Annotated in this window: 23 protein-coding genes and 1 riboswitch; of the genes, 18 read left to right on the forward strand and 5 right to left on the reverse strand. The window is 70.6% G+C overall.

Annotated features, from left to right (window positions below; translation table 11 throughout):
- Positions 1-10: 10 nt before the first annotated feature.
- The 9 genes from hemB to AB0N78_RS13125 all read left to right on the forward strand — a co-directional run bounded on the left by hemB (position 11) and on the right by AB0N78_RS13125 (position 12,189).
- Positions 11-1,006, forward strand: a complete 996-nt coding sequence (gene hemB / locus AB0N78_RS13085; protein ID WP_363390862.1) for a porphobilinogen synthase — start codon at positions 11-13, stop codon at positions 1,004-1,006.
- On the forward strand, positions 1,003-2,316 hold the full coding sequence (hemL, locus tag AB0N78_RS13090) for a glutamate-1-semialdehyde 2,1-aminomutase (RefSeq protein ID WP_363390865.1): 1,314 nt from the start codon (positions 1,003-1,005) through the stop codon (positions 2,314-2,316). The genes hemB and hemL overlap by 4 nt, the downstream gene beginning before the upstream one ends.
- 280 nt (positions 2,317-2,596) lie before the next feature.
- Complete coding sequence (locus AB0N78_RS13095) at positions 2,597-3,286, forward strand: SipW-dependent-type signal peptide-containing protein (RefSeq protein WP_363390867.1); 690 nt, start codon at positions 2,597-2,599, stop codon at positions 3,284-3,286.
- A 7-nt stretch (positions 3,287-3,293) separates the two neighbouring features.
- Positions 3,294-4,676, forward strand: a complete 1,383-nt coding sequence (locus tag AB0N78_RS13100; protein ID WP_363390870.1) for a signal peptidase I — start codon at positions 3,294-3,296, stop codon at positions 4,674-4,676.
- Positions 4,673-6,463 carry a choice-of-anchor G family protein gene (locus tag AB0N78_RS13105; RefSeq protein ID WP_363390873.1) on the forward strand — a complete coding sequence of 597 codons (1,791 nt, stop codon included), beginning with the start codon at positions 4,673-4,675 and terminating at the stop codon, positions 6,461-6,463. Before AB0N78_RS13100 ends, AB0N78_RS13105 begins: the two co-directional genes overlap by 4 nt.
- 205 nt (positions 6,464-6,668) lie before the next feature.
- Entirely contained in the window at positions 6,669-8,333 is a 1,665-nt protein-coding gene (locus tag AB0N78_RS13110) for an ABC transporter substrate-binding protein (RefSeq protein ID WP_363390876.1), read from the forward strand.
- 63 nt (positions 8,334-8,396) lie between these two features.
- Positions 8,397-9,485, forward strand: coding sequence for an ABC transporter permease (locus AB0N78_RS13115; RefSeq protein ID WP_363390879.1), 1,089 nt, complete (start codon positions 8,397-8,399; stop codon positions 9,483-9,485).
- Positions 9,485-10,510 (forward strand): ABC transporter permease, encoded by a 1,026-nt coding sequence (locus AB0N78_RS13120; RefSeq protein WP_363390881.1) that lies wholly within the window; start codon positions 9,485-9,487, stop codon positions 10,508-10,510. The genes AB0N78_RS13115 and AB0N78_RS13120 overlap by 1 nt, the downstream gene beginning before the upstream one ends.
- Positions 10,507-12,189, forward strand: coding sequence for an ABC transporter ATP-binding protein (locus AB0N78_RS13125; protein WP_363390884.1), 1,683 nt, complete (start codon positions 10,507-10,509; stop codon positions 12,187-12,189). The genes AB0N78_RS13120 and AB0N78_RS13125 overlap by 4 nt, the downstream gene beginning before the upstream one ends.
- A gap of 70 nt (positions 12,190-12,259) precedes the next feature.
- On the opposite strand, the gene AB0N78_RS13130 is transcribed toward AB0N78_RS13125, so the two are convergent.
- Positions 12,260-12,880 (reverse strand): excalibur calcium-binding domain-containing protein, encoded by a 621-nt coding sequence (locus AB0N78_RS13130; protein WP_363390887.1) that lies wholly within the window; start codon positions 12,878-12,880, stop codon positions 12,260-12,262.
- Positions 12,881-13,060: 180 nt separating this feature from the next.
- On the opposite strand from AB0N78_RS13130, the gene AB0N78_RS13135 reads away from it, so the two are divergent.
- The 5 genes from AB0N78_RS13135 (at position 13,061) to AB0N78_RS13155 (ending at position 17,927) form a co-directional block, all read left to right on the forward strand.
- Complete coding sequence (locus tag AB0N78_RS13135; RefSeq protein WP_363390890.1) at positions 13,061-13,342, forward strand: metal-sensitive transcriptional regulator; 282 nt, start codon at positions 13,061-13,063, stop codon at positions 13,340-13,342.
- 20 nt (positions 13,343-13,362) lie between these two features.
- Positions 13,363-13,593, forward strand: coding sequence for a heavy-metal-associated domain-containing protein (locus tag AB0N78_RS13140; RefSeq protein ID WP_363390893.1), 231 nt, complete (start codon positions 13,363-13,365; stop codon positions 13,591-13,593).
- On the forward strand, positions 13,590-16,037 hold the full coding sequence (locus tag AB0N78_RS13145) for a heavy metal translocating P-type ATPase (protein WP_363390896.1): 2,448 nt from the start codon (positions 13,590-13,592) through the stop codon (positions 16,035-16,037). The genes AB0N78_RS13140 and AB0N78_RS13145 overlap by 4 nt, the downstream gene beginning before the upstream one ends.
- 114 nt (positions 16,038-16,151) lie before the next feature.
- Positions 16,152-16,892, forward strand: a complete 741-nt coding sequence (locus tag AB0N78_RS13150; protein ID WP_363390899.1) for a copper homeostasis protein CutC — start codon at positions 16,152-16,154, stop codon at positions 16,890-16,892.
- Positions 16,893-17,117: 225 nt separating this feature from the next.
- Positions 17,118-17,927 carry a CPBP family intramembrane glutamic endopeptidase gene (locus AB0N78_RS13155; RefSeq protein ID WP_363390902.1) on the forward strand — a complete coding sequence of 270 codons (810 nt, stop codon included), beginning with the start codon at positions 17,118-17,120 and terminating at the stop codon, positions 17,925-17,927.
- Here the strand turns inward: AB0N78_RS13155 and AB0N78_RS13160 are convergent.
- Entirely contained in the window at positions 17,920-18,522 is a 603-nt protein-coding gene (locus AB0N78_RS13160; RefSeq protein ID WP_363390905.1) for a DUF308 domain-containing protein, read from the reverse strand. The genes AB0N78_RS13155 and AB0N78_RS13160 overlap by 8 nt on opposite strands.
- A 195-nt stretch (positions 18,523-18,717) precedes the next feature.
- Here AB0N78_RS13160 and AB0N78_RS13165 point away from each other — a divergent pair, with 195 nt between their 5' ends.
- The gene (locus AB0N78_RS13165) at positions 18,718-21,225 is read left to right on the forward strand and encodes a flippase-like domain-containing protein (RefSeq protein WP_363390908.1); all 2,508 of its coding nucleotides are present in this window, start codon (positions 18,718-18,720) and stop codon (positions 21,223-21,225) included.
- A 20-nt stretch (positions 21,226-21,245) separates the two neighbouring features.
- Here the strand turns inward: AB0N78_RS13165 and AB0N78_RS13170 are convergent, their stop codons facing one another.
- Positions 21,246-21,386: a hypothetical protein gene (locus AB0N78_RS13170; RefSeq protein WP_363390911.1), complete on the reverse strand. Its 141-nt coding sequence runs from the start codon at positions 21,384-21,386 to the stop codon at positions 21,246-21,248.
- 13 nt (positions 21,387-21,399) lie between these two features.
- Positions 21,400-21,474, reverse strand: a riboswitch (cyclic di-GMP riboswitch).
- A 122-nt stretch (positions 21,475-21,596) separates the two neighbouring features.
- The gene (locus AB0N78_RS13175; RefSeq protein ID WP_363391480.1) at positions 21,597-23,447 is read right to left on the reverse strand and encodes a penicillin-binding transpeptidase domain-containing protein; all 1,851 of its coding nucleotides are present in this window, start codon (positions 23,445-23,447) and stop codon (positions 21,597-21,599) included.
- Positions 23,448-23,625: 178 nt separating this feature from the next.
- Between AB0N78_RS13175 and AB0N78_RS13180 the strand changes: the two genes are divergently transcribed.
- From AB0N78_RS13180 to AB0N78_RS13190, 3 genes are read left to right on the forward strand one after another with little or no spacing between them, the layout of a single operon-like run.
- Entirely contained in the window at positions 23,626-24,900 is a 1,275-nt protein-coding gene (locus AB0N78_RS13180) for a hemolysin family protein (protein WP_363390914.1), read from the forward strand.
- Positions 24,901-24,958: 58 nt separating this feature from the next.
- Entirely contained in the window at positions 24,959-25,366 is a 408-nt protein-coding gene (locus AB0N78_RS13185) for an ATP-binding protein (RefSeq protein ID WP_363390917.1), read from the forward strand.
- Positions 25,367-25,413: 47 nt separating this feature from the next.
- Complete coding sequence (locus tag AB0N78_RS13190) at positions 25,414-25,755, forward strand: YciI family protein (protein WP_363390920.1); 342 nt, start codon at positions 25,414-25,416, stop codon at positions 25,753-25,755.
- A 10-nt stretch (positions 25,756-25,765) separates the two neighbouring features.
- Here the strand turns inward: AB0N78_RS13190 and rhuM are convergent, their stop codons facing one another.
- Positions 25,766-26,851 (reverse strand): RhuM family protein, encoded by a 1,086-nt coding sequence (gene rhuM / locus AB0N78_RS13195; RefSeq protein WP_363390923.1) that lies wholly within the window; start codon positions 26,849-26,851, stop codon positions 25,766-25,768.
- Between the last annotated feature and the right edge of the window lie 113 nt (positions 26,852-26,964).

A 26,964-nucleotide genomic window follows, 5' to 3' on the forward strand; every position in this document is an offset into this window, starting at 1 on the left:
GAGGAACACCATGACCATCGAACGCCCCGGCCGGGTCCGGCCCCGTCGGATTCGCGCCACCCCGGCGATGCGCCGCTCGGTCGCCGAGACCCGGCTGCACCCGGCGGACCTGATCCTGCCGCTGTTCGTGAAGGAAGGGCTGTCCGAGCCCGCCCCCATCGCCTCCATGCCCGGCGTCATGCAGCACACCCGCGACTCGCTGAAGCAGGCGGTGGTGGAGGCGGCCGCAGCCGGGATCAGCGCGATCAACCTGTTCGGTGTCCCAGCGGTGCGGGATGCGGTGGGCACCGGTGCCACCGACCCGAACGGCATCCTGAACCAGGCCATCGCCGACGCCCGCGCCGAGGTCGGTGACGCGCTGGTGATCCAGGCGGACCTCTGCTTGGACGAGTTCACCGACCACGGACACTGCGGTGTGCTGGCCGCGGACGGCACAGTGGACAACGACGCCAGCCTGATCCGCTACGCCGACATGGCGCTGGTCCAGGCCGAGGCGGGGGCCCACATGGTGGCACCCAGCGGCATGATGGACGGCCAGGTCGCGGTCATCCGGGACACCCTGGACACCGCTGGACGTACCGACGTCGGCATCCTGGCCTACTCCGCCAAGTTCGCCTCCGCGTTCTACGGACCGTTCCGGGACGCGGTGGAGTCGACGCTGGAGGGCGACCGCCGGACCTACCAGATGGACCCGGCGAACCGGCGTGAGGCACTGCGCGAGGTCGAGCTGGACATCGCCGAGGGCGCGGATGTCGTGATGGTCAAGCCCGCCGGCCCGTACCTGGATGTGCTGGCCGAGGTCGCCGCGGTCTCGACGGTGCCGGTGGCGGCGTACCAGGTGTCCGGCGAGTACGCGATGATCGAAGCCGCCGCGGCCAATGGCTGGATCGACCGGCGACGGGCGATCACCGAGTCGGTGCTCGGCATCCGCCGGGCCGGTGCGGACCAGGTGCTCACCTACTGGGCGGTCGAGCTCGCCCACTGGCTGCGGGAGGAGTGGCGATGACCGGCATGAACGAGGAGCTGTTCGCACGGGCGCAGGGGGTCGTGCCCGGTGGGGTGAACTCCCCGGTGCGCGCCTACGGTTCGGTCGGCGGCGCACCCCGGTTCCTGACCTCCGCGAAGGGTGCCTATGTCACCGACGAGGACGGCCGCGAGTACGTCGACCTGGTCGGGTCCTGGGGTCCAGCGCTGCTCGGCCACGCCCACCCGGCGGTGCTGGACGCCGTGCACGCCGCCGCCGACCGTGGTCTGAGCTTCGGTGCTCCGACCCGCACCGAGATCGAGCTGGCCGAGGAGGTCCGTCGCCGGGTGCCCGCTGTCGAGCGGCTGCGCCTGGTCTCCACCGGCACCGAGGCCACCATGACCGCCATCCGACTGGCCCGTGGTGTCACCGGTCGGGAGCGGATCATCAAATTCGCCGGGTGCTACCACGGGCACGTCGACTCGCTGCTCGCCGCTGCGGGCTCCGGCGTCGCCACCCTCGCCCTGCCCGGCTCCGCGGGGGTGACCGCCGCGGTCGCCGCCGAGACCATCGTGCTGCCATACAACGACCTGGCCGCTGTCGAGGCCGCCTTCGCCGAACACGGTCCGACCATCGCCGCGATCATCACCGAGGCCGCCCCCGCCAACATGGGTGTCGTCCCCCCGGATGCGGGCTTCAATGCCGGACTGGCCCGGATCGCGCACGCGCACGGCGCCCTGCTGATCCAGGACGAGGTGCTGACCGGGTTCCGGGTCGGCCCCGCGGGCTGGTGGGGCTTGGAGGCGCAGCCCGAGGGCTGGAGCCCGGACATCCTCACCTTCGGCAAGGTGATCGGTGGCGGACTCCCGGTGGCCGGGCTCGGCGGATCGGCCGCGATCATGGATCACCTGGCACCGGTCGGCCCCGTCTACCAGGCGGGCACGCTCTCCGGGAACCCGGTGGCCACCGCCGCCGGACTGGCGACTCTGCGCGCCGCCGACGCCGAGGTCTACGCCCGGGTCAACGCCGCCTCCGCCACCGTCCAGAACGCGCTGCATGAGGCACTGGACGCCGCCGGGGTCGCGCACACCGTGCAGGACGCCGGGAACCTGTTCTCCACCGTGTTCGGCGTCACCGACGGCGTGCGGGACTACGCCGGGATGCTGGCGTCGGAGTCCTGGCGGTACCCGGCGTTCTTCCACAGCCTGCTCGCCGACGGGGTGTACGCGGCACCGTCCGCATTCGAGGCGTGGTTCCTGTCTGCGGCGCATGACGACGTGGCGCTGGACCGGGTGCTGGACGCCCTGCCGCGGGCGGCGCGGGCGGCGGCGGGGGCGAGCGCGCCGGTCTGAAGCACCGCCTTCCGATGTCCGACTGAGGGCCACCCCGCCGATCCGCGGGGTGGCCCTTCGTCTCACGTGATGAAAGCGCTTCCCGACGACACGCCTGGACACGCCGTCCAAACCGATCGCCCCGCTTTGTGCATTTGCACAACGAGACGTCATGACCGATGCTGACTGCGCGTCACAGCGAGCAGGGGGCTCTGTGGCGTTGGCCCGGGGCGGCGGTGCGGCCGCCTCGGGTATCGGACGGGCGCAGGGGGCATCCGTCTGGATGACCAGGGGGCTTGGCATGACCGCACACGATTCGTCCACCGTCGATACCCGCGACCGTCGTCGTCGCTCGCCGGGTCGGCTCCGCGCGATCCTGGCCGCCGTGGGCGTGCTGGGCATCGGTGCCGCCGTCACGCTGGCGGCCTGGACCGACACCGAGTGGATCTTCGGTGGGACCAACAACGAGACCCCGATCGGGACCTCGGTCTTTGAGATCGAGCAGAACGTCTACGACGGGCAGAGCTGGCAGAACCGGGAGAACTGGCCCACCGACGCCACCGCCGGGAAGCTGAACTTCACCGTGGCCGCCGCCTCCTTGACCCCGGGTGCGGTGGTCTACGCGCCGATGCAGCTGCGCGCCGCGCCGGGGTCCATCGGTGGCACCGCGGTGCTGAACGGCGCGGTCGCCGGGCCGAACACCAACGCCGCGCTGTTCGCCGCGCTGACGTACCAGGTCCGCACCGGCGTCACGCAGGCCAACTGCAACGCGGCGGGCATCGGGGCGGGGACGACCATCGTCGCTGCCGGGCAGCCGCTGACCGCCAACGGCACGGCGTCGTTCCCGATCGGCGCGGCACCGAACACCACCACCGGAGGCACGCCGGTGGATGTCTGCTTCCAGATCACGATGCCGTCGACGGCCACCGCCACCGCGTTGCAGGGTCAGACCGTGACGCCGGTGTGGAACTTCGTGGCGACCAGCTCCTGATCGACCGGTGTCCGGTTCGCACAGCGCACCCGCGACACCGGGCCGGGGCTGGCGCCGCGTCGCCGATCTGACCCGCGAGGTGCTGCTGACCGTCGCGGCGGTCTTCGGTGCGGTCTGCGGCGTGGTCATCGTGCTGGTGGTCACCCTGGACCTCGGGGTGATCGTGTTCCGGACCGGGTCGATGAGCCCGACCATCCCCACCGGGTCGGCGGCGCTGGTGCGCGAGGTTCCGGCCCAGGAGGTTCGGGTCGGGGATGTGGTGACGGTGCCCTCCCCGCTCGGGCCATTGCCGGTGACCCACCGGGTGATCTCCACCGAGCCGCTGTCCGACGGCCAGGTCCGGCTGCACCTGCGCGGTGACGCCAACGACGCCGAGGACCCCTTTCCCTATGACGTGAGTGAGGTGCGCCGCGTGGTGGCCCATGCGCCCGGGATCGGCTTCGCGCTGGTCCGCCTGGACGATCCCCTGGTGTTGGGTGGGGTGACCGTGCTGGTGGCCGGGCTGATCCTGTGGGCGCTGTGGCCGTCGAGCAGCGGGGACCGGGGTCGGTCGCGGCGGAGCCCGGCGCCGGTGGCCGGGGTGCTGATCGTCGCGGGTGGTCTGCTGTGGGGCCCGTCGACCCCGGTGGCTCAGGCGGTCGAGGTGCCCGAACCGGTGACCACCACCCCGCCACCTGGTGGCTACCTCGAGGACGACGGGGTGCTGGCGTTGTCCTCCTCGCTGCCCACCGGAGAGGACTGGACGCTGGAGCCGGGCACGGACCTGCTCTGGCGGGTGACCTCCAGCGCGCGACCGCCGGAGGATGCGGATGCGGCCCGGGGTTGGCTATGGGTGAGCCTGGTCGCCGGTGGACCGCTGGTGGAGTTGGACGACGCGATCCGGTTGACGCTGCGGCTGTGCGACGGAGGCTGGGCGGCCGATGGCGACTGCCCCGATGGCGCGCGGGACATCCCGGCCCCGGCGGATCAGGGCGTCGTGTTGGTGGACCGCGCGTCGGTGGGCGCGCTGACCACCGAGCGGCCGCAACAGGTCGCGGTGCGCCTGCAAGTCGCCGACGATCTGCCGGACAGTGCGCAGGGGCAGGACATGTACCTCGGGCTGCGGTTCGACGCCTTCGGGGACTCGGTGATCATCGATGAGGGTGGCGAGGTGCCGCCGCAGGGTGGCGAGGACCCCGGGCCGGACGACCCTGACCACGGCGGGGCCGGTCCGGTGGTCGGAGCGGAGCCGGGCGGGACCGACACCGCCGAACCGGGTGGGTTGGCGATCACCGGCGCGGATCTGCGCCCGGCGACCTGGGCGGCGCTGGCCCTGCTGATCGGCTCGCTCCTGCTCAGCTCGGTCCGCGAGCGCCGCGACCGTCGCCTACACCGGGCGGTGGACTCGTGACCCGCCCGGAGCCCACCCGGGCCCGGCCCCGTCACGCCCGACTCGACCCCACTCGCCGTCGACGCCGGATCACCGCCCTCAGCCTCCTCACCGTGCTGGTCGCCGGACTCGCCCTGCACACCGGCCCGCTGCGCGCCCAGCTCACCGACGCCGCGTGGACCGACCGCGAGTACGTGTCCAGCACGCTGGGCACCCGCGCCACCTGGTGCGACACCGGGCTGTACCGCACGACCGCGCGCGGGCAGCTGTTCGCGGGGACGGTCGGTGCGGGGTCGACCGGGTCGGTGTCCGCCGTGACACCGCTGCGGGTCACCCAGACCGGAACGTCGGTCTCCGCCACCCCCGCGTCGGCCACCTCGTCCGGCGCGAACACCTATGTGGCCCCGGTGGCGGCGAGCGCTCTGCAATCGACCACCAGCACGCTGGAGTCCAGCGTCAGCTTCGGCAGCGTGACCGCCGCGCAGAACAACCAGTACGGCAGCGCGGCCAGCACCGGCCTGGTGGTGGGTGGCTCCGGCGCGGTGTCGAACGCCGGGGTGCTGAACGCCGCCACCCAGGCCGCCGGGTCCGGGCTGCCCGATCTGGCCACCGTGGACGTGCGGGCACTGGTGACCCCGACCCTGCTGACCACCGCCCTGGGGTCGGCCGCCGCGACCGACGTCACCGGCGGGCTGCGCCTGATCCCCGGCACCGTGGCGTCCACCACCACCCGGGACGCCTGCATCTCCCGCAACACCACCGCCCGCGCCTACGGGGTCTCCGGGCTGCGGCTGGAGGCGGAGAGCACCAGTCTGCGCGCGGCGTCGACCCAGACCACCGCGGCGGCGACGGCGATCCAGAATTCGTTGACCAGCACCGGGGCGGTGGCATCCACCACGGCGACCAATGTCAACACCGTGTTCCGGACCCGGCAGGAGCTGCTCAATCTGCTCACCCCCGGTGCCTCCACCGGATCGATGTCGCTCAGTGTGGCGGTGAATGTGCCCGCCGCCGTCGCCGCGCTGACCACGCAGACCCTGACCTCCGGTGCGGTGCAGCTCAATTTGGCCACCGGGCGGATGACCGTCGATCTGGCCGCACTGACCAATGCCACCACCGGGGTGAACGGCCTGCCGCCGAATACCGAGGCGCTGACCGCGGCCGTCATGTCCGCTGCCTCGACCGCGGTGGGCAGCCTGCTCCCGGCGTATCAGACCTCCGTGTTGAACGCGATCTCTACCGCACTGAACACCAGCGTCGCCACGATCACGGTCAACACCACCATCTCGCTGCTCGGGCTGCTGCTCTCCGAACCCACCGTGATCACCTACACCGGCACCCTGAACCAGTTGCGCGCCCAGGCCGCGGGCACGGTCGGGGTGTCGGTGGGCGTCAACAACTCGTGCGGCATCCTGACCGCCAGCGCCTGCACCTCGGTCAGGAACTCGCTGAACTCCGCCGGTGGGCAGGCCGATCTCAAGGCAGCGGTGGCGAATGCGTTGACCAGCACGATCTACGGCACCTCCACCACCGCACCGGTGCCGCCGCAGGGGCAGATCGTCGCCGCCGTGAACACCGCACAGACGACGCTCCAAACCCTGCTGGCGAACCTGCCGAATGCCGTCTCCGCACAGGTGAACGTCCAGGCGGATGTCACCAGCCCCGCACCCAGGCCGGTGGTGACGCTGGATGCCGGGGAGCTGGGTGTGACGGCACTGCGTATCGGGTCGGTACCTGCGGGGCGGACCGCGTGGTTGGCCTTCGGCACCTCGGCGGCGGGACCGAACGCGTACCTGCTGGCGCCGTGATCGCCCGCCATGCAGACACGGTGTCACCGAGCTGACCTGCACGAAGATTGTCACGAAACATCCCGTTAACAGTGGGATGTACCCATCGGGCGATTGCTGTGCTTTCCTGTGCCCCACGTCACAGGCCTTCGCCGGTGGCGCGCACCACACGTCGTCAGGCTGCGGAGGCGACGGTTCAGGGGATTCGACACGGAAGAGGAACACCATGACAGCGGTTCACACACGCCGACGGTTGCTCGTGCCGACTGCGGGACTGGTTGCGACCGGCCTGCTCCTGGCCGCCTGCGGCTCGTCGGACGACAGCGGCGGCGACTCCACCGGCGGCGGTGGGGGCGGTGGTGACTCGATCCTGATCGGCACCACCGACAAGATCACCACCATCGATCCGGCGGGCTCCTACGACAACGGGTCCTTCGCGGTGATGAACCAGGTCTACCCCTTCCTGATGAACACCCCCTACGGCAGCCCGGACGTCGAGCCGGACATCGCCGAGTCGGCCGAGTTCACCAGCCCCACCGAGTACACGGTGACCCTGAAGGACGGTCTGACCTTCGCCAACGGGAACGACCTGACCAGCTCGGACGTGAAGTTCACCTTCGACCGGCAGCTGGCGATCTTCGCCTCCGGCGCGGACGGCGGCAACGGCCCCGGCTCGTTGCTCTACAACCTGGACAGCGTGGATGCCCCGGACGACACCACCGTCGTCTTCCACCTCAAGACCGAGAACGACCAGGTCTTCCCGCAGATCCTGTCCAGCCCGGCCGGTCCGATTGTCGACGAGGACGTCTTCGCCGCCGACGCGCTGACCCCCGACCAGGAGATCGTGGACGGTGAGGCCTTCGCCGGGCCGTACACGATCACCGACTACAGCCAGAACGACCTGATCAGCTACGCGGCCAACCCCGACTACCAGGGCCTGCTCGGTGCCCCCAAGAACGACGCGGTGGACGTGCAGTACTTCACCGACGCCTCGAACCTGAAGCTGGACATCCAGGAGGGCAACGTCGACGTGGCGTTCCGCTCGCTGTCCGCCACCGACATCGAGGACCTGCGGGGCAATGACGACGTGCAGGTGGTCGACGGTCCCGGCGGTGAGATCCGGTACATCGTCTTCAACTTCGACACCCAGCCCTTCGGTGGCACCACCCCGGAGGCCGACCCGGCCAAGGCGCTGGCGGTCCGGCAGGCGGTGGCCGACCTGATCGACCGTGAGGAGATCGCCTCGCAGGTCTACAAGGACACCTACACCCCGCTGTACTCCTACGTCCCGGAGGGCCTGACCGGCGCCGCCGAGCCGCTGAAGGAGCTGTACGGCGACGGCGAGGGCGGTCCCGATGTCGATAAGGCCACCGCAGCGCTGGCCGACGCCGGGGTCGAGACCCCCGTGGCGCTGAACCTCCAGTACTCCAACGACCACTACGGCCCGTCCTCCGGTGAGGAGTACGCGCTGATCAAGGACCAGTTGGAGTCCAGCGGCCTGTTCACGGTCAACCTGCAGACCACCGAGTGGGTGCAGTACGCCAAGGACCGCACCTCCGACGTCTACCCGTCGTACCAGCTCGGCTGGTTCCCGGACTACTCGGACGCGGACAACTACCTGACGCCGTTCTTCCTGACCGAGAACTTCCTGGGCAACCACTACGACAACCAGGAGGTCAACGACCTGATCCTGCAGCAGGCCGTCACCGCAGACGCCGACGAGCGCACTGCCCTGATCGAGCAGATCCAGGGGCTGGTCGCTGAGGACCTGTCGACCGTGCCCTACCTGCAGGGGGCGCAGGTGGCCGTGACCGGCACCGACATCGCCGGCGCGGAGGACACCCTCGACGCCTCCTTCAAGTTCCGCTACGGCGCACTGAGCCGCAGCTGATCCACTGGTTCCGGGGCGGACCGCACCTGATGCGGTCCGCCCCGGGCGTCTGTCAGGAGTGCCATGACGTCCACCACCCTCGACCCCACGACGGTCGATTCCCCCACCCCGGGCGTGAAGAAGCGTTCCGGCGGCGGACTGGGTCGCTACATCCTGATCCGGTTCCTGTTGATCATCCCTACCGTCTTCATCCTGGTGACGACGGTGTTCATCCTGATGCGGGCCACCGGTGACCCGATCACCGCGGCCCAGGGCGGCCGACTGCCCGCCGACCAGCTCGCCGAGCGGATCCACGCCGCGGGTTACGACCGGCCGATCCTCACCCAGTACATCGAGTACCTCGGCGACCTGCTGCGCGGGGACTTCGGTACCACACTGTCCGACAGCCGACCGGTCACCGAGGTGCTGACCACCTTCGGCGCCGCCACCCTGGAGCTGGCGTTCTACGCGCTGATCGTGGCCTTCATCGTCGGCATCCCGCTCGGCCTGGTCGCCGCGTACTTCCGCGACCGGGTGCCCGATGCGGTGCTGCGGGTCTTCGCCATCGCCTGCTACGCCACGCCGGTGTTCTTTGCCGGACTGCTGCTCAAGCTGATCTTCTCCGTGCAGCTGGACTGGCTGCCGGTCGCCGGGCGTGCGTCCAACCGCTCCGAGCTCGCCATGCGACGACTGGACAACCCGACCGGCATCTTCCTGATCGACGCGATCCGGACCGGCAACGGTGACGTCATCGCCGATGTGTTGCAGCACGCGATCCTGCCCGCCATCGCCCTCGGCCTGCTGACCGCCGGGGTGTTCCTGCGCCTGGTCCGCACCAATGTGATCGGCACGCTCGGCTCCGGCTACGTGGAGGCCGCCCGGTCCCGCGGAGTCTCGGAGTCCCGGCTGCTGCGCAAGCACGCCTACCGTCCGGCGCTGATCCCGATCATCACCGTGGTCGGGATGCAGGTGGCGATGCTGCTGGTCGGCGCGGTGCTGACCGAGACCACCTTCGAGTGGCGCGGACTCGGGTTCCAGCTCTCCCAGTACCTGCAAGCGCGCGACTTCGTGGCGGTGCAGGGGATCGTCGTGATGCTGGCCGTGATCGTGGCCTTCACCAACTTCGTGGTCGATGTGATCGCCGCGTTGATCGACCCGCGAGTGAGGTACTGATGCGCCACATTCCCGTTCTCCACCAACTGCGGCAGAGCGTCGGCCTGCAACGCGGCATGCTCATCACCGGTCTGATCCTGACCGGCCTGTTCCTGCTCACCGCGCTGTTCGCCCCGCTGCTGGCCCCCTACGGCTACGGCCAGCTCCGCAGCCCGGACACCGGACTGTTCGGTGCCACCCAGCCCCCGTCGTCGGAGCACCTGCTCGGCACCACAGTCGGCGGCTACGACGTGCTGTCCCGGGTGATCTGGGGCTCACGCACCGCGCTGCTGGTGATCGTGATCGCCATCGTCGCCTCGCTGTTCATCGGGGTGCTGCTCGGCCTGATCTCCGGCTACTTCGGCGGTTGGCTGGACCGGGTGCTGGTGGTGATCGCCGACGCGGTCTACGCCTTCCCCTCCCTGCTGTTGGCCATCGTGCTGGCCATCGTGATCAGCGGGGGGCAGTCGTCGATGATCGGCGGTGTCCTCGCGGCGGCGCTGTCCATCACTGTGGTCTTCACCCCGCAGTACTTCCGGGTGGTCCGGGCCGAGACGGTGCGGATCAAGGCCGAGGCCTTTGTCGAGTCGGCGCGGGTGATCGGCGCCGGACACCGCCGGATCATGTTCCGGCACGTGCTGCGCAACGCCACCCGCACCCTGCCGTTGATCATCACCCTGAACGCCTCCGAGGCGATCCTCACCCTGGCCGGCCTCGGCTTCCTCGGCTTCGGCATCGAGGCCACCGCCGCCGCCGAGTGGGGCTACGACCTCAACAAGGCGATCTCCGATGTCAGCTCCGGCGTGTGGTGGACCGCGACCTTCCCGGGAGTGGCCATCGTGCTGGTGGTGCTCGGCATGACCCTGGTGGGTGAGTCACTCAATGACCTGGCCGATCCCCGACTGCGCACCCGTCGCCGGGCGGTGCTCACCGCACAGGACGACACCGCACCGACCGCTGCGGTCCCCGGCGGAGCCCTGACCGCCCACCTCGCCGACCCGGATGGCGTCGACGAGGCCCGCGACCTGGAAGGAGGCGCCCGATGAGCGCCCCGGTTGTCCGGATCGAGAACCTCTCCGTCTCCTTCGCCACCGACGCCGGCACAGTCACCGCCGTGGACGACGTCAGCCTGAACGTCGCCGCCGGGGAGGTGGTGGCCGTGGTCGGTGAGTCCGGCTCCGGCAAGACCGTCACCTCCAAGTCGATCCTCGGCCTGCTGAGCGGCACCGCTACCGTCCGCGGTGCCGTGGTGCTGACCAGCAAGGACGGCAGCACCGCACATAACGTGGTCAGCCTGCGCGGCAATGCGCTGCGCCAGGTCCGGGGCCGGGATGTCGCGATGGTCTTCCAGGAACCGTCCACCGCACTCAACCCGGTGTACACCGTCGGCTGGCAGATCATCGAGGGCCTGCGCGCGCACCGGAAGCTCAGCCGCAAGGCCGCTCGCGCCGCCGCCATCGACATCCTGCGCCGAGTGGGCATCCCCGACCCGGAACACCGGATCGACCAGTACCCGCACGAGTTCTCCGGCGGTCAGAAGCAGCGGATCGTGATCGCCCAGGCCCTGGTGCTCGACCCCGGCGTGATCGTCGCCGATGAGCCCACCACCGCCCTGGATGTCACCGTGCAGGCCGAGATCCTCGACCTGCTGCGCCGCTGCCGGGACGAGTTCGGCACCGCCATCGTGCTGATCACCCACAACATGGGCGTCGTCGCGGATCTGGCCGACCGGGTGGCGGTGATGTATGCCGGGCAGATCGTCGAGCAGGCCCCGGTGCGGCAGCTGTTCTCCGCCCCGGCGCACGAGTACACCCGTCGACTACTCGATGCGGTCCCCCGGATCGGCACCGGCACCGCGCACGCCCGGGCCCGCGCCGCCGCCCGTCCGGAGGGCTGGGAGTCCGCCCCGCCCGTGGTCGAGGCGCGCGGCCTGGAGATCACCTACCCCGGACGGTTCCGCCGCCCCGGGTTCCGCGCCGTCGACGGGGTCGATCTGGCGATCCGACCCGGTGAGGTGCTGGGCCTGGTCGGTGAGTCCGGTTCTGGCAAGACCACCATCGGTCGGGCCATCGCCGGACTGACCACCGTCACCGGGGGCTCGCTCAGCGTGCTCGGCACCGAGATGAACGGCGTCCGCGAGCGCGACTTCCGCCCGGTGCGCCGCCGGATCGGCTTCGTGTTCCAGGACCCGGCCACCAGCTTCAACCCGCTGCTCACCATCGCCCAGTGCGTGGCCGAACCGCTGGTGGTGCACGGCAAGGCCCGCTCCGCCGAGGAGGCCCGCGCCCGGGTGGACGAGCTGCTCGAATCCGTCCAGCTGCCCCCGGCCTACGGCGACCGATTCCCGCACGAACTCTCCGGCGGTCAGCGGCAGCGTGCCTCCCTGGCCCGGGCCATCGCCCTGGACCCGGAGCTGCTGATCGCCGACGAGCCCACCAGCGCCCTGGACGTGTCCGTGCAGGCCCGGGTGCTGGAACTCTTCGCACAGTTGCAGGAGCAGTTGGGCTTCGCCTGCCTGTTCATCAGCCACGACCTGGCCGTGGTCGACCTGCTCGCCGACCGGATCGCCGTGCTGCACCGGGGGCGACTGGTGGAGGAGGGCACCGGGGCGCAGGTGCTCGGTGACCCGCAGCAGGACTACACCCGGCGGCTGCTGGCCTCATTGCCGGTGCCGGACCCGGTGGAGCAGGAGCGGCGGCGGGAGGAGTGGCGGGCGCTGCGCTGACCGCTCGCCCCGGACGACGACGGCCCGATCCCTCCACCGAGGGGTCGGGCCGTCGTGGCATCGACCGGTGTCACTCGCAGCCGACGCCGTCCCCATCCCGGTCCAGCGCGGAGCGGTACCCCGGCTCACCCCGGAGAACCGGCGCAGCACCGGCGGCCCGGGCCGCGGCGCAGTTGGCGTAGTACGTGCTGCCCCCGCCAGTGTTCGCGCTGGTGTCTGGGGCAGCCGGGGCGGCGGGGGTGTCGACGGTGGTCGTACTGGCTGCGGCCTCACGGGCGGCGACATCGGCCTCCCGAGCAGCGATGGCGGTCTCCGACTCGGCCACAGCAGTCTCCCGGGCCTGCACCGCCGTCTCCCGTGACGCCACGTCCTCGGTGCGGGTGTCCAGACCGGTCTCCTGCTCTTCCAGCGCCTCTTCGCGCTCGGAGACGTCGGCCTCCCGGGCGGTGAGCGTGCTCTCCCACTCGGCGAGCCGCTGGTCCTCGGCCTGAGCAGCGGAGTTGTCTCCCGCCGTGCCGATCACCAGGCCCACCACCAGTCCGACGATCAGCAGGATGACCGGGCGACGGCGCTCCCCGGGCTCGCCAAACAGCCGCGTCCACAGCGATCGGCGCGGCGACGGTGACGGTGCGGACTGCTGCGGCGGCGGTCCGGGTGTCAGATACGGACTGGCGGTGGTGGGCGCGGACACAGTTTCCCCCTGCTGACGTGCGTGGATGAGTCCGCACAGTCTTGACCAGCGGGAACACCGTGGATGCCGGTTCACTGCCTTCTGTCCCATTTCGGGGTTTTCGGTCGCCCGAACGGAGCAATGGAATACCCCCGGGGGGTATAGCGTTGACCACGTCGCACCGACACCCAGGAGGCCCCCGTGCACGGCTACACCCCCGCCAAGGACGACTACGCCAACCGCATGCGTCGCATCGAGGGGCAGGTCCGCGGCATCGCCCGCATGATCGATGAGGACGTGTACTGCATCGACGTCCTGACCCAGATCGCCGCAGTGACCAAGGCCTTGCAGTCGGTGAGCATCAACCTGGTCGAGGACCACCTCGGGCACTGCGTGGTCGACGCCGCGCGGCAGTCCCCCGAGGAGGGCGACGCCAAGGTCAAGGAAGCCGCCGAGGCCATCGCCCGGCTGGTCCGCAGTTGAACCCCCGAGAGGAACCCACCATGACCACCACCACCTTCTCCGTCGACGGCATGACCTGCGGCAACTGCGTGAAGCACGTGACCGAGGAGCTCACCGCGCTCCCCGGCGTGCAGGACGTCCGGATCGACCTGGTCGCGGGCGGTTCCTCGCCGGTGACCGTCACCTCCACCGCCCCGCTGGACGACGCCGCCATCGCCGAGGCCGTCGACGAGGCGGGCTACGCCGTGACACCGAAGGGATCGTTGGTGTGACCGAGGACAAGCCGCTCGGCACCGTCGACCTGGCCGTCGAGGGGATGACCTGCGCCTCCTGCGTCGCCCGGGTGGAGAAGCGCCTGAACCGGGTGCCCGGCGCGCAGGCCACCGTGAACCTGGCCCTGGAGTCGGCCCACGTCGAGCTGCGTCCCGTCGACGGCGTCACGCCAGACACCGAGGCGCTGGTCGAGGCGGTCCGCAAGGCGGGCTACGAGGCGACGGTCACCGGCGGCACCGGCAGCGGCGCACCCACACCGACAGCCACAACCCAGCAGCACGCGGGGCATGAGCACGGTGGTCATGCGGGCAGTCACGGCATGACCGCGATGGACCACGACATGCCCGGCATGGACCCGGTGGAGCACGCGCTCTCCGGTCACACCATGGCCCCCGGGCACGACATGGACCCGGACGAGGACACCTCCGCCCCCACCGACCAGCGCGGCACCGATCTGCGCCGACGCCTGCGGGTGGCGACCGTCCTGACCGTCCCGGTGGTGCTGCTCAGCATGATCCCGGCGTTGCAGTTCACCGGCTGGCAGTGGCTGGTCACGGTGCTCGCCCTGCCGGTGGCGACCTGGGCGGCGTGGCCGTTCCACCGGGCCGCCTTCCGCGCCGCGCGGCACGGCTCGTCGACGATGGACACTCTGGTCTCCATCGGGATCATCGCCGCGGTGGGCTGGTCGCTGTGGGCGCTGCTGCTCGGTGGCGCGGGTGAGCTCGGGATGACGATGACCCCGACCCTGTGGCCCGCCGCCGACCAGCACACCGGGATGCCGGAGCTGTACTTTGAGGTGGCGGCGGTGGTCACCACCTTCCTGCTGGCCGGGCGCTATGCGGAGCACCGTTCCCGTCGTCGGGCCGGTGATGCGCTGCGCGCCCTGCTGGATCTGGGCGCGAAGGATGTCGCCCTGCTGGTGACCGGTCCGGACGGTCGCCGCAGCGAGCGCCGGGTGCCGATCGGGCAGCTGTCCGTCGGAGACGAGTTCGCGGTCCGCCCGGGCGAGAAGATCGCCACCGACGGCACCGTGGTCGAGGGCACCAGCGCGGTGGACACCAGCCTGCTCACCGGTGAGCCGGTGCCAGTGGACGTCTCTCCCGGCGATGAGGTGACCGGTGCGACCATCAACACCTCCGGGCACCTCGTGGTCCGCGCGACCCAGGTCGGCGAGGACACCCGACTGGCCCAGATCGGTCGCCTGGTCACCCGCGCGCAGACCGGCAAGGCACCAGTGCAGCGGCTGGCCGACCGGATCTCCGCGGTCTTCGTGCCGGTCGTGTTGGTACTGGCAGTCGGCACCCTGGCGGTCTGGCTGCTGTCCGGCGGCTCGGTGCAGTCGGCCTTCACCGCCGCGGTGGCGGTGCTGATCATCGCCTGCCCCTGCGCCCTGGGCCTGGCCACCCCGACCGCACTGTTGGTGGGCACCGGACGCGGCGCGCAGCTCGGCATCCTGATCAAGGGCCCGGAAACCTTGGAGCAGACCCGCACGGTCGACACCGTGGTTCTGGACAAGACCGGCACCCTCACTCAGGGCCGGATGGAACTGGTCGATGTGCTGACCGCTCAGGATCGCGAGGAACTGCTGCGGTTGGCCGCTGCCGTCGAATCCCGCTCCGAGCACCCGATCGCCCAAGCCATCGCCCGCGCGGCCCAGACCGGCGACCTGGATGTGCACGAGTTCCGGAACATCCCGGGCCGCGGCGTTGAGGGTGTGGTCCGGGCACCGCACACCGGTGTCACCCTCGGCCGCCGCGTGCTGGTCGGACGACCGCAGTGGCTGAGCGAACAAGGCCTCGACGTCGACGACGACCTGGCGGCACGGTTCGCCGCCGCGGAGCAGGACGGGGCGACCGCCGTCATGGTCGCCTGGGACGGGTCTGCCCGGGGTGCCCTGGTGCTGCGCGACCCGCTCAAGCCGACCTCCGCGCAGGCGGTGGACGAGCTACGGGCGCTCGGGCTGCGACCGGTGTTGCTGACCGGGGACAACGCCGGTGCCGCCCGCCGGGTCGCCGCCGAGGTGGGCATCGCCGACGCCGATGTCATCGCCCAGGTGCTGCCCGCCGACAAGGTCGATCGGGTCGCCGCGCTGCAAAAGCAGGGCGCGCGGGTCGCGATGGTCGGTGACGGGGTGAATGACGCCGCCGCCCTGGCCACCGCGGACCTCGGCCTGGCGATGGGCACCGGCACCGATGTCGCGATCGAGGCCGCCGACGTGACCCTGGTCCGGGGCGATCTGCGCTCCGCCGCCCAGTCGATCCGGCTGTCCCGCCGCACCCTGCGGATCATCAAGCAGAACCTGTTCTGGGCCTTCGCCTACAACGTGGCCGCGATCCCGCTGGCCGCACTGGGGCTGCTCAACCCGATGATCGCCGGGGCCGCGATGGCGTTCTCCTCCGTGCTGGTGGTGACCAACTCGCTGCGCCTGCGCCGGTTCAGCTGACCGCACCGGCGTCTGACCGCCCTGCACACGACGCCCGGGATCTCACACCAGGTCCCGGGCGTCGTGCGGCATGATGGCGACCCGTCGATGCCGACCCGTGCTGGAGGAACCGCCGTGACCGCTGCCCTGGAGATCGCCATTCAGGACACCGAGGGCTACCGGATCGCCGCCGACGCCGGTGCCGCCCGCGTCGAGCTCTGCGCCGGATTGGCCGCCACCGGTGGGCTCACCCCCAGCGCCGGACTGCTCGGCACCGTGCTCGGTGCTCGCGCGTACGTCCGCGGCACCGGTCACACCGCACCGGAGGTGCACGTGCTGATCCGCACCCGCCCCGGCGACTTCCACTACCGCGAGCACGAGGCCGACGTGCTGATCCGCGATGTCCGGATGGCCCGCGATTCCGGTGCGGACGGCGTGGTGGTCGGCGGGCTCACCGCCTCCGGCGAGGTCGACCGGCCGCTGCTGACCCGCCTAGTCGAGGCAGCGGAGGACATCGCCGTCACCTTCCACCGGGCCATCGACACTGTCGCCGACCCGCTGGCCGCCCTCGACCAGCTGGCCGACGCCGGGGTCACCCGCGTGCTGACCTCCGGAGGTGCACCCCGCGCCATCGACGGCGTGGACCGACTGGCCGCACTGGTCGCGCACAGTGCCGGTCGAGTGCAGGTCATGGCGGGGGGTGGGGTGCGACCCCAGGACATCCCCGCGCTGACCGAGCTCGGCGTGGACGCGGTGCACCTGTCGGCCAGCCGCGCGGTCTCCGCGGACGGTGGTCCCGGCGGGGGCGGGGACGCGGGGTACACGGTGACCGACCCGGAGCTGGTCGCGGCGGCGGCCCAGGCGATCCGGGGCTGAGTCGGCCCCAACCTGTGGCCCAGGTTGGGGCGTTCCCGGCTCAGCGAGCACCCAGCACGGCCTCCATCACCGGAATCCCCAGCCCTCCCCCAGCGGGCTCCCGGGCACCAGCCGTACTCTGCCCAGGTGTCCCAGCGTGACGCCCCGGCATCCCGGTCCGACGCCTCCGACCCGAGCGGCCCTTCCCGTCCGGGCGGTCGGTCGCGACCCGGCGACGACTCCCTCGTGGCCACACCCGACCCGCGCACCGACGGCCAGGCCCCGCCACCCTCCGAGCGGGCCCGTCGCCGCCGCCTCGGCGTCGAGATCTGGATCGTCCTCGGCCTGTCCCTCGGCAAATCCGGCGTCTACGCCCTGGTCAACATCGTCGCCCGCCTCACCGCCGACACCTCCCTGCGCGAGCAGTCCACCGCCCTCAACACCAGCCAGTCGTCCCGCCCGTACCTGGATCTGACCTACCAGCTGCTGTCCATCGGCTTCGCGCTGGTCCCGGTCGCCCTCGCGCTGTACCTGCTGTCCCAGAACGGGCGCAGCTCCCTACGCCGGATCGGTCTGGACCGTGCCCGGCCCCTGCGCGACCTGGGCATCGGTGTCGGACTCGCCGCGCTGATCGGTCTGCCCGGGCTCGGCCTGTACGTAGTCGGGCGGGCCATCGGCATCACGGTGGAGGTGCAGGCCGCGGCCCTGAACAGCGCCTGGTGGACCATCCCGGTGCTGCTGCTCTCCGCCCTGCAGAACGCCCTGCTGGAGGAGGTGATCGTCGTCGGCTACCTGATGGAACGCCTGCGCGAGCTGCGCTGGGGACCGGTGGCGATCATCGCGGCCAGTGCCCTGCTGCGCGGCTCGTATCACCTGTACCAGGGCATCGGACCGTTCCTCGGGAACGTGGTGATGGGCATCGTCTTCGCCGAGTACTACCGACGACGACGGCGCGTGATGCCGCTGGTGGTCGCACACACCCTGCTGGATGTGGTGGCTTTTGTCGGCTACGCGCTGCTCCCGGCAGCATGGTTGGCGGCGCTGGGGATCAGCTGATCGACCCCGAGGACGCCGCGCTCTCCGTGAACGACTTCAACTGCCGCCCGAAGGACCGGGTCACGAATCCGGCCACGATCATCACCATCCCGCTGATCAGCGCGAACAGCCCGAACATCGCCACCACCACGGTCAACGACTCCTGCGGCTGGATCGCCAACATCGCCCCGAACAGGAACGCCACCAGCCCGAACATCAGCGTGCCCACCCAGCCCAGGTCACGGGCCCGGAACTGGGTCGCCGCGACGATCAGCGCCACGATGCCGACCACCAGCGCCCACAGCGCGAGCAGGTAGAACAGCACCAGCGCGGTCAGCCCGGGCCACAGCATGATCAGCACCCCGAAGGCGATCGACACGACAGCCTCGGCCACCCACCAACCCAGTCCGGGACGTCCGCGGACCAGGAATGCCTGCGCCAGCACGACCAACCCGTCAGCGACGGCGAACAGACCGTAGATCCAGCCCAGCGCGTCCAGGGTGCGCAGCGGCTCCACCAACATGAGCAGGCCGAGCACCACCAGCAGCACACCGCGTAGCACCGGCATCCACCAGACCCGACCGAGCAGTGCCGAGATCCGTCCGTTGACGTCCATCCGAGGCCTCCTGTCCGGGAGTCGACCACCCCCGCGCTGGTCACGCTAGCCCCGGCCCGGGCGTCACACCACGGGAAGGCCGCATCAGCCTCGGGGATGACTCCGCGCCCGATGCACTCCATCGCAGGGACGGAATCTCCCGATGCGGGCTGTTCTGCCGCTCAGTCTGGGCCCACGCTGCCTACACTCCGAGACATGTCCGACGCACCGACCAGCGCGCCGGCGGTGCCGGACAGGTCCGGTGACGACGCCGCGACGCCCACCCCGCCCCGCATCGTCGACACCCCCGAGACCCGGGTCCACCACCCCAGCGACCTGCTGGGTGTGGTGCTGTGCCTGGTCGGCGCGGTGCTGGTGATGGTGCTCGCCACCTACGCGCACAACACCACCTCCGGTGTCGCCGAGGACGTCGAGGGCGTCGCCTCCCTGCTGCAGGACCTCCTAGTGGTGCCGACCGCACTGCTGGAGAGCATCGTCACGTTCTTTGTGCCGGCGGCGGTGTTGGCGGAGCTGGCGATCCGGCGGCTGGGACGGCAGATCCTCGAGGGTGTCGGCGCATCCGTGGTGTCGGTGTTCGCGTCGTCGACAGTGCTGTGGTTGGTCGAGCACATCGGCTCCGATCAGCTGGTGTCCGGGTTGTCGGTCCGGCTGGGCGGGGTGTGGACGGTGACGATCCCGGGCTACATCGCCCTGATCGCCGGTCTGTTGACCGTCACCGGTCCGCGTACCCGCCGCCGCACGGTGGCCTGGTCCTGGAATCTGGTCTGGGTCGCGATCGGGATCATGGTCATCACCGGGTCGGTGTCGATCACCGGGGTCGGCGTCGCCCTGCTGATCGGTCGGGCCGGTGGTCTGGCCACCCGCTACGTCTCCGGCGCGCGCTCCGAGCGGGCGTACGGCACGAGCCTGGTCGACGGGATTCGCCGAGCCGGATTCGATCCCGCGTTACTGATCCGAATCCCGGACGATGTACCGACCGACGACCTGCCGGTGCCCGCGGATGAGCCCGGCACCCCCGCCGCGCGCGGCATGGCCCGGTACTCCGACCACCGCGTGTACGAGATGACCACCGCCGACGGGTCGCTCTACGACGTGCTGATCTACGACGGCGACCGCCAGGTGATCGGCTTCCTGTCCCGACTGTGGCGCTCGATCCGACTGCGCGGACTGGACGGCCGGTCCACGGTGTCCCTGCGTCAGGCCGCCGAGCGCTCTGCGCTGCTCAGCTACACCGCCACCGCCGCCGGAGTGTGCTCCCCGCAGCTGCACGCACTGTCCGAGGCAGAGTCCTCGATGATCCTGGTCCAGGACCGGATCGACGACGCGGTGCCCTTGGCCGACCTCAACCCGGAGGCCATCGACGACGACGCCCTGCGCGCGATCTGGGCGCAGCTCGGCAAGGCCCATGAGGCTGGACTGGCGCACCGCGCGCTGACCAGCGACGTGGTGCTGCTCGGCCGCGACGGGGACGGTGCCCCGCAGGTGTGGTTGATCGGCTGGGAGCAGGGCGATGTCGCCTCCTCCGAGCTGGCGCAGCGGATGGACCGGACCCAGATGGTGGCGCTGCTCGCGCTGCGGGTGGGCCCGACCCGCGCGTTGCAGTCGGCGGTCGCCGTGCTGGACGAGGGTGACATCGCCGCCATCGGCCCGCTGTTGCAGACGGTGGCTCTGCCCCGCCGCACCCGTGAGGAGCTGCGCGCGCACAAGCAGGTGCTCGCCCAGCTGCGTTCCGCCCTGGTCGACACCCTGCCGCAGGCGGATGTGGAGCCGGTGGCGCTGAACCGCTTCGGTGCCCGCACCCTGATCACCGTGCTGCTGACCGTGGCCGCCGTGATCGTGCTGCTGACCACGATCAACTTGCAGACCATCCTGGACGCCCTGCAAGAGACGGACTGGCGGCTGAGCCTGCTGGCCTTCGCCTTCGGCATGAGCACCCTGTTCGGTGCGGCCCTGACCCTGGTGGCGTTCTCCCCGGAGAAGATCTCGCTCTGGCGGGCCACCGTCACCCAGTCGGCGGCGACCTTCGTGGCACTGGCCGCACCGGCGGGCATCGGTCCTGCGGCGTTGAATCTGCGCCTGCTCACCCGCCGTGGCGTCTCCGGTCCGCTGGCCACCGCCACCGTGGCGCTGGTGCAGGTGTCACAGTTCGTGGTGACGGTCCTGATGCTGCTGGTGCTGTCGGTCGTCTCCGGCACCAACCAGCTGGAACGGTTCACCATCTCCCCCACTGTCATGCTGGCGGTGGGCATCCTGGTCGGGCTGATCGCCGCGCTGATGCTGGTACCGAAGGTCCGGCAGTGGGTGGCCGCCAAGACTCTGCCCACGCTGCAGCAGACCTGGCCGCGGCTGATCGAGGTGGTCGGACAGCCGAGCCGTCTGCTGCTCGGCATCGGCGGCAACGCGCTCACCACGCTGGGCTACGTGCTGGCCTTCGAGGTGTGTCTGCGGGCCTTCGGTCAGGATCTGTCGCTGGTGCAGGTCGCCATCGTGTTCCTGCTCGGCAACACCGCCGGATCGGTCGCCCCGACCCCGGGTGGCGTCGGCACCACCGAGCTGGCCCTCGGTGGTGCGCTGGCCGTGGTCGGCGTGAACCCCGGTGTGGCGACGTCGGTGGCGGTGCTGTTCCGGGTGCTGACCTACTGGCTGCGCATCCCGGTGGGCTGGGCGTCGATGCGCTACCTGCGCAAGGTCGGCGAGCTGTAACCGCCCAAGGTCGGTGCCGGTCAGCTCAGCGCGGTGCTGGTGGTCTGCGCCGGAACCTGCGCGAGACGGGCGGCGGCGATCCGGCTCCACGCGCTCACCCGGGACGCCAGCCGATCGGCCAGGTCGTTCTCGGTCGGCTCGGAGTACCCGCGCTGGTCCATTGCCCATCCTTCGTTCGGCAGCCCGGCTGACCTCAAGGGTCCCGTGGCTTTGCGTCCCCTCCTCGCGGAGGGTTTGCCCTGTCGCTGACGAGTCAGACTCTAAGTTCGCGACGACCTGTCCGGAAGGCGGTGGTGGGAGCGGGATGTCCGAAAGGGTGGATTTCACCCGGTCATCAGGTGGTGGAAGCGCCCCACCCGAGTGGGCCGCCATTACAGGCTGCGCAGGAACGATCCCAACAGCGGGCCAGCAGTGTCCGTCCCCGAGCTGCCGGTCTCCACGAATACCGCGACGGCCAGATCACCCTGTCCCGCGATCATCCACGCATGCGCCTGCGACCCGTCGCCGTACTGTGCGGTGCCGGACTTGGCGATCACCTCGGCGCCCGGCACATCCTGCAAGAACGTCGAGCCGCCCTCGGTGACCACCGCTCGCATCATCGACCGCAGCGCCTCCGCCTCGGCACTGCTCAACGGGTGCGCCACCTCCGCGGGCTCCGTGGACTGCTCCGCGCCCACCACCAGCTGCGGCACCACCCGCTCACCAGCAACCACCGACGCCGCCACGGTGGCCATGCCCAGCGGCGTGGCCTGCACCCGACCCTGACCGATCAACGACGCCGCGTGGTCAGTGCCGGTGGAATCGGTCGGCACCGACCCCAACACTCCCGCGAAGCCCAACGACGCCTCGGTCAGCCCCAGCGACTGTGCCGCATCCGCGAGCGCCGCCTGCGGCACCGTGTCCCGGGCCCCCAGGAATGCCGTGTTGCAAGAGTTCGCCACTGCGGTGCGCAGCGTGATCGTCCCCAGGCGGTCAGTCGGGTACCCCGGCACGTTCTGGAACTCCCGACCGTCCACATTCAGCGTCGCCGGGCATTCGACCGGGGTGTCCGGCGTCGCACCGGTCCGCAGCATCGCCAACGCACTGGCCACCTTGAACGTCGACCCCGGCGCGTACATCCCCAGCGTCGCCGTGGACGACCCGTCCCCACCCGGACCACTGGCCGCCGCCAACACCTCTCCGGTGGACGGCCGGATCGCCACCAGCGCGGAGGCACCCGTGGTCTGCGAGGACAGCACGTTCTCCGCGATGGACTGCACCCCCGCGTCCAACGTCAGTCGCAACGGCTGCCCGGCCACCGGTTCGCTGGTGACCAGCACCCGGTCCCCGGCCGTGACCTCCAGGCCCGGGGTGCCGCGCAGCTGCTCGTCGTACTGGCGCTGCAACCCGCTCAGCCCGGTCATGTCACCGGCCGCGACCGCACCCTCGGACTCCTCGACGATCTCCGCCGTCGCCTGGCCCACACTGCCCAGCAGTGGGCGGGCGAAGGTCCGGGTCGGAGCCAGCGGCAGGGTGTCGGCCATGATGTTGACCCCCGGCAGCTCCGCCAGGGCACCGAGCGAGTACGCCGGGTCATCGTCCCGGATCACGATCGCCTCGACAAAGGCCTTCTCGCCCGCGGCGGCCACCTGTGCGGCGTAGGCCTCCGGGTCGAGCTCCAGTGCGGTCGCCAGCTGCCGGGCCGCACCGTCCCACTGCTCCGCAGGCAGGTAGGTCTTGTCGATCCCGACCCGGTTCACCATCCGGTCCTCGACCAGCACGGCATCCCCCGCACCGAGCACCTGCGCCCGGTCCGCGCTGGTACGCCGCACGGTCAGCACCTCGGCATCGGTCAGATCCGGGGCCAGCAGCAGCGAGGACCACTCCGCCTGCCACTGGTCGTCCACCCGGCTCAGATTCGCGTGGGTGTCATAGGTCCAGGGGGTCCCGTCGAGATCCCAGCTGTAGCTCAGCGTCACCGTGGCCGCATCGTCGCTCTGCCCGTCCACCACCGTCCCGGCCTGCACGGTCGGCTGCCAGGGCTCAAGTCCGGCCACCACCTCGTGCCGTCGGTCGCCCGCCTCCTGCGCGGTCGCGCCCGCCAGCGGCACCTGTGCGAAGTCCCCGTCGGTCAGCGCCTCAGCCAGTGCCTGCGCAACCTCCTGACGCTGGTCGCCGCCGCCGCCGCATCCCGCCAGCGCGAACACCAACCCGCTCGCTATCAGTACCGCCACCGCGCGCATCGCCACCCCCAAGGTCCGGGCACCGTCCTCGATGGCGGCACCGACCGTCGCAGCCTAGGGACCGGCTGTGTCCACCCACACCCGAAGGCGTGCAGGTCCCGTGCACAGCGGTTGACGGTCCTGCGCCCGTTGTCTTGGATCAGGACATGTCGAACGACTCGCCTCGCCGTACCGCCTGATGGACTCCGAGACGTGGGCCAACATCGCCCTGGTGCTGCTGTTCATCTTGATCGGCGGCGTCTTCGCCGGGACGGAGATCGCGCTGGTCTCGCTCCGGGAGAGCCAGATCAACCGCCTGGAACGGCAGAGCGCCCGCGGGGCCCGGGTCGCCTCCGTCGCCCGTGACCCCAACCGGTTCCTGGCCGCGGTGCAGATCGGAGTCACCGTCGCCGGCTTCTTCTCCGCCGCCTACGGCGCGTCCACCATCGCACCGGACTTCGCCCCCGTGATCGAGTCCCTGGGTGTACCCGCCGGACCCGCCGACACCGTCGCCCTCGTCCTGCTCACCCTGGCGATCGCCTACCTGTCCCTGGTGCTCGGCGAGCTGGTGCCCAAGCGGATCGCCCTGCAATCGTCCGCCAAGGTCGCCCTGGCCGTCGCCCCACCGCTGGACCGATTCGCCACCCTGATGCGCCCGGTGATCTGGCTGCTCTCCCGCTCCACCAACCTGCTGGTCCGACTGTTCGGCGGCGACCCCACCGCCACCAGCGAGGAGATGTCCGAGGCCGAACTGCGCGACCTGGTCATCGCCCACCAGGGCCTACCCGAGGACGAGCGCCGCATCCTCGCCGATGTCTTCCGCGCCACCGACCGCTCCGTCGCCGAGGTCATGCGCCCCCGCGGCGAGGTCCGGTTCCTGTCCGTCGACCTCAGCCTCGCCGACGCCCTGGCCGAGGTCCGCGACCAACCCTGGTCCCGCTACCCCGTCACTGGCGACGACGTGGACGACGTGCTGGGCTTCCTGCACATCCGCGACCTGATCGACGCCCGCGACACCAGCCGATCCGTCCGGCACGTCATGCGGGAGATCGTCGCTCTGCCCGGCACCAACAAGATCCTGCCCTCCCTGTCCCGGATGCGCGGTGAGGGTGTGCACATCGCCGTCGTCGTCGACGAGTACGGCGGCACCGACGGCATCGTCACCCTGGAGGATCTGGTCGAGGAGCTGGTCGGGGAGATCCGCGACGAGTACGACATCACCGGCTCCTCCGGGCCCGAACACCGCCCCGCAGCCCCCGGCACCTACGACGCCGGACTGACGATCGAGGAGTTCGCCGACCTCACCGGCCTTGCCCTGGACGACGGACCCTACGAGACCGTCGCCGGGTTCCTGATGGCCCAGCTCGGTCGACTCGGCCGCGTCGGGGACACCGTCACCGTCGCCGACCACCAGCTGGAGATCGTCCAGGTCAGCAACCGTCGGATCGCGCGGATTCGGGTCGTCACCCCCTGACCGGATGCGCCCGCGCCCCGATGGCGTCACCCTGGGAACCGACCAGAAGGGAGCGCCCATGACCGAACGCCTGCTGCTCCCCGCCGTCCCGTCCTCCGTCGCCCGCGCCCGCCACTGGGTCATCACTCTGGCCCGCCGTGCCCACACCGGCCCCGCCGCCGAGCGCACCCTGGAACTGCTCACCAGCGAGCTGCTCACCAACGCCATCGTGCACACCGGCGCGCATGCCCCTGTCACCCTGATCGCCGACCTGCGCGCCGACGCCGTGCGCGTCTCGGTCACCGACACCGACACCACCCTGCCGGTGGTTCGACCCACCAGCCCCGGGCGGCCCGGTGGGAACGGCATGCGAATCGTCGATGCGCTCGCGTCGAACTGGGGCGTGGACCTGCACCCCGCGGTGGGTAAGACCGTGTGGTTCGAGGCGGCGGTGGCCGGTCGAGTGGGGGCCCTGGTCGGAGCGTAAGGTCGGCTCAAGTTGTTGCCCGCACCGGCCGCGCGCACCATCGGACAATGACGAACTATCTGATCTCCTTCCCCAGCGGGGCAATGCAGATCCCCGAGGGCGAATTCCAGCAGGTCGTCGACGACTCGCACGCCGTCGTGCGCGAGGCGAAGGCCGCGGGCGTCTGGGTATTCGGCGGTGGCATCGATGAGAGCGTCCCGCCGGTGCTGGTCGAGGGTGACGGCTCCGTCACCGAGGGCACCTACCCACAGACCGCCCGGATCGAGGGTGGATACACGGTGGTGAAGGTGGACACCCGCGACGAGGCCCTGCATTGGGCGGCGCGGATCGCGCAGGCGTGTCGATGCGCGCAGGAGGTGCGGGCGTTCCAGGACGACCCGGAGAGCTGAACGGCGGCAGTCAGGTCGGTGACGGGCTTCCGCTGATCTCCTCTGACTGCCCCCGTTCCCGCGCCATATCTAGGGATTCCGCGGCCGCTCGAAGGTCGGAGAGGTCCTCGGTCGCAGCCGCCTCCGCCTCACGTGCAGCGCGTGCGGTATCCCAAGCGGTGTACTGGTCAGCGACGTAGGCGTCAATCGCCGCGCGCGAGACTCGGCCGGGGCCCACGAGGATTCCATGCTCGTTGAACTCCAGAAACCGATCAGTCTGCGCACACCACTCGGCCATCAGAGTCTGCTGACGGCGACGCGCACGTGCCTCCGCGAAATCGAGGAACATCGTGGTCAGAAGATTGAGGTCGCTGAGCTCCTCCGGCGTGAGGTAGTTCTTCGCCACCTCCGCATCAGCCTTCCGGATCCGGTCACCCTTCCACGTCGTCAGGCCGAGGTTCGGAGCGGAGGCGTCGAGGCGATCGTGAACGATCTCCGCCGCGGTGTGACCCGTGACGGCGTACAGCAGCTTGTTCTGGATCGTCGCGAAGAAGGTTCGAGCCGTTTCGCTCGTACCGTCGTAGTCGGCGGAGGTTGCGGCAAACAAGTCCCGCAGCTTCTGGTAGAACCGCTTCTCCGAGGCGCGGATGGCACGGATGCGCTCCAGCAGTTCGTCAAAGTAGTCGGCGGCCTCCGCGTCCTTGAGCCGCTCATCAGCCAGGGCGAAGCCCTTGACGAGATACTCCCGAAGCACCGTGGTCGCCCACTGTCGGAACTGCACAGCACGCGGCGTGGTCACGCGGTAGCCGACGGCGAGGACCATGTCGAGGTTGTAGACCTTCACCTCACGCCGGACCTGGCGCGTCCCCTCGACTCGAACCATCAACTCAGAGTTGATCGTTGCCTCGGACACCTCTCCATCGGCCAGAACCCGCCGTATCGTCTGCTGAACGTTCTGCACCGAGGTGTCATAGAGCTCGGCCATCTGCGCCTGGGTCAACCAGACAGTTCCGTCAACCGCACGGAGCTGCACGACCGACCCGCCGTCACCCGTCCGGTAGAGCACGACCTCCCCTCGGGCCGCACCGGTGGTCGCACCCTCCTTGGCGTCAGTCATCGCGAACCTCCTCGACCGACTGCGCAGCCGCCACTGCTCGACACATTGGAAGCTTGGCACCTCGGCTCACTCACTCGCGGCCTCCTGTCTGCTCGCGATGAACTTAACGTCCC

The organism is Cellulomonas sp. NPDC089187, assembly GCF_040685135.1.
GTDB lineage: Bacteria > Actinomycetota > Actinomycetes > Actinomycetales > Cellulomonadaceae > Cellulomonas.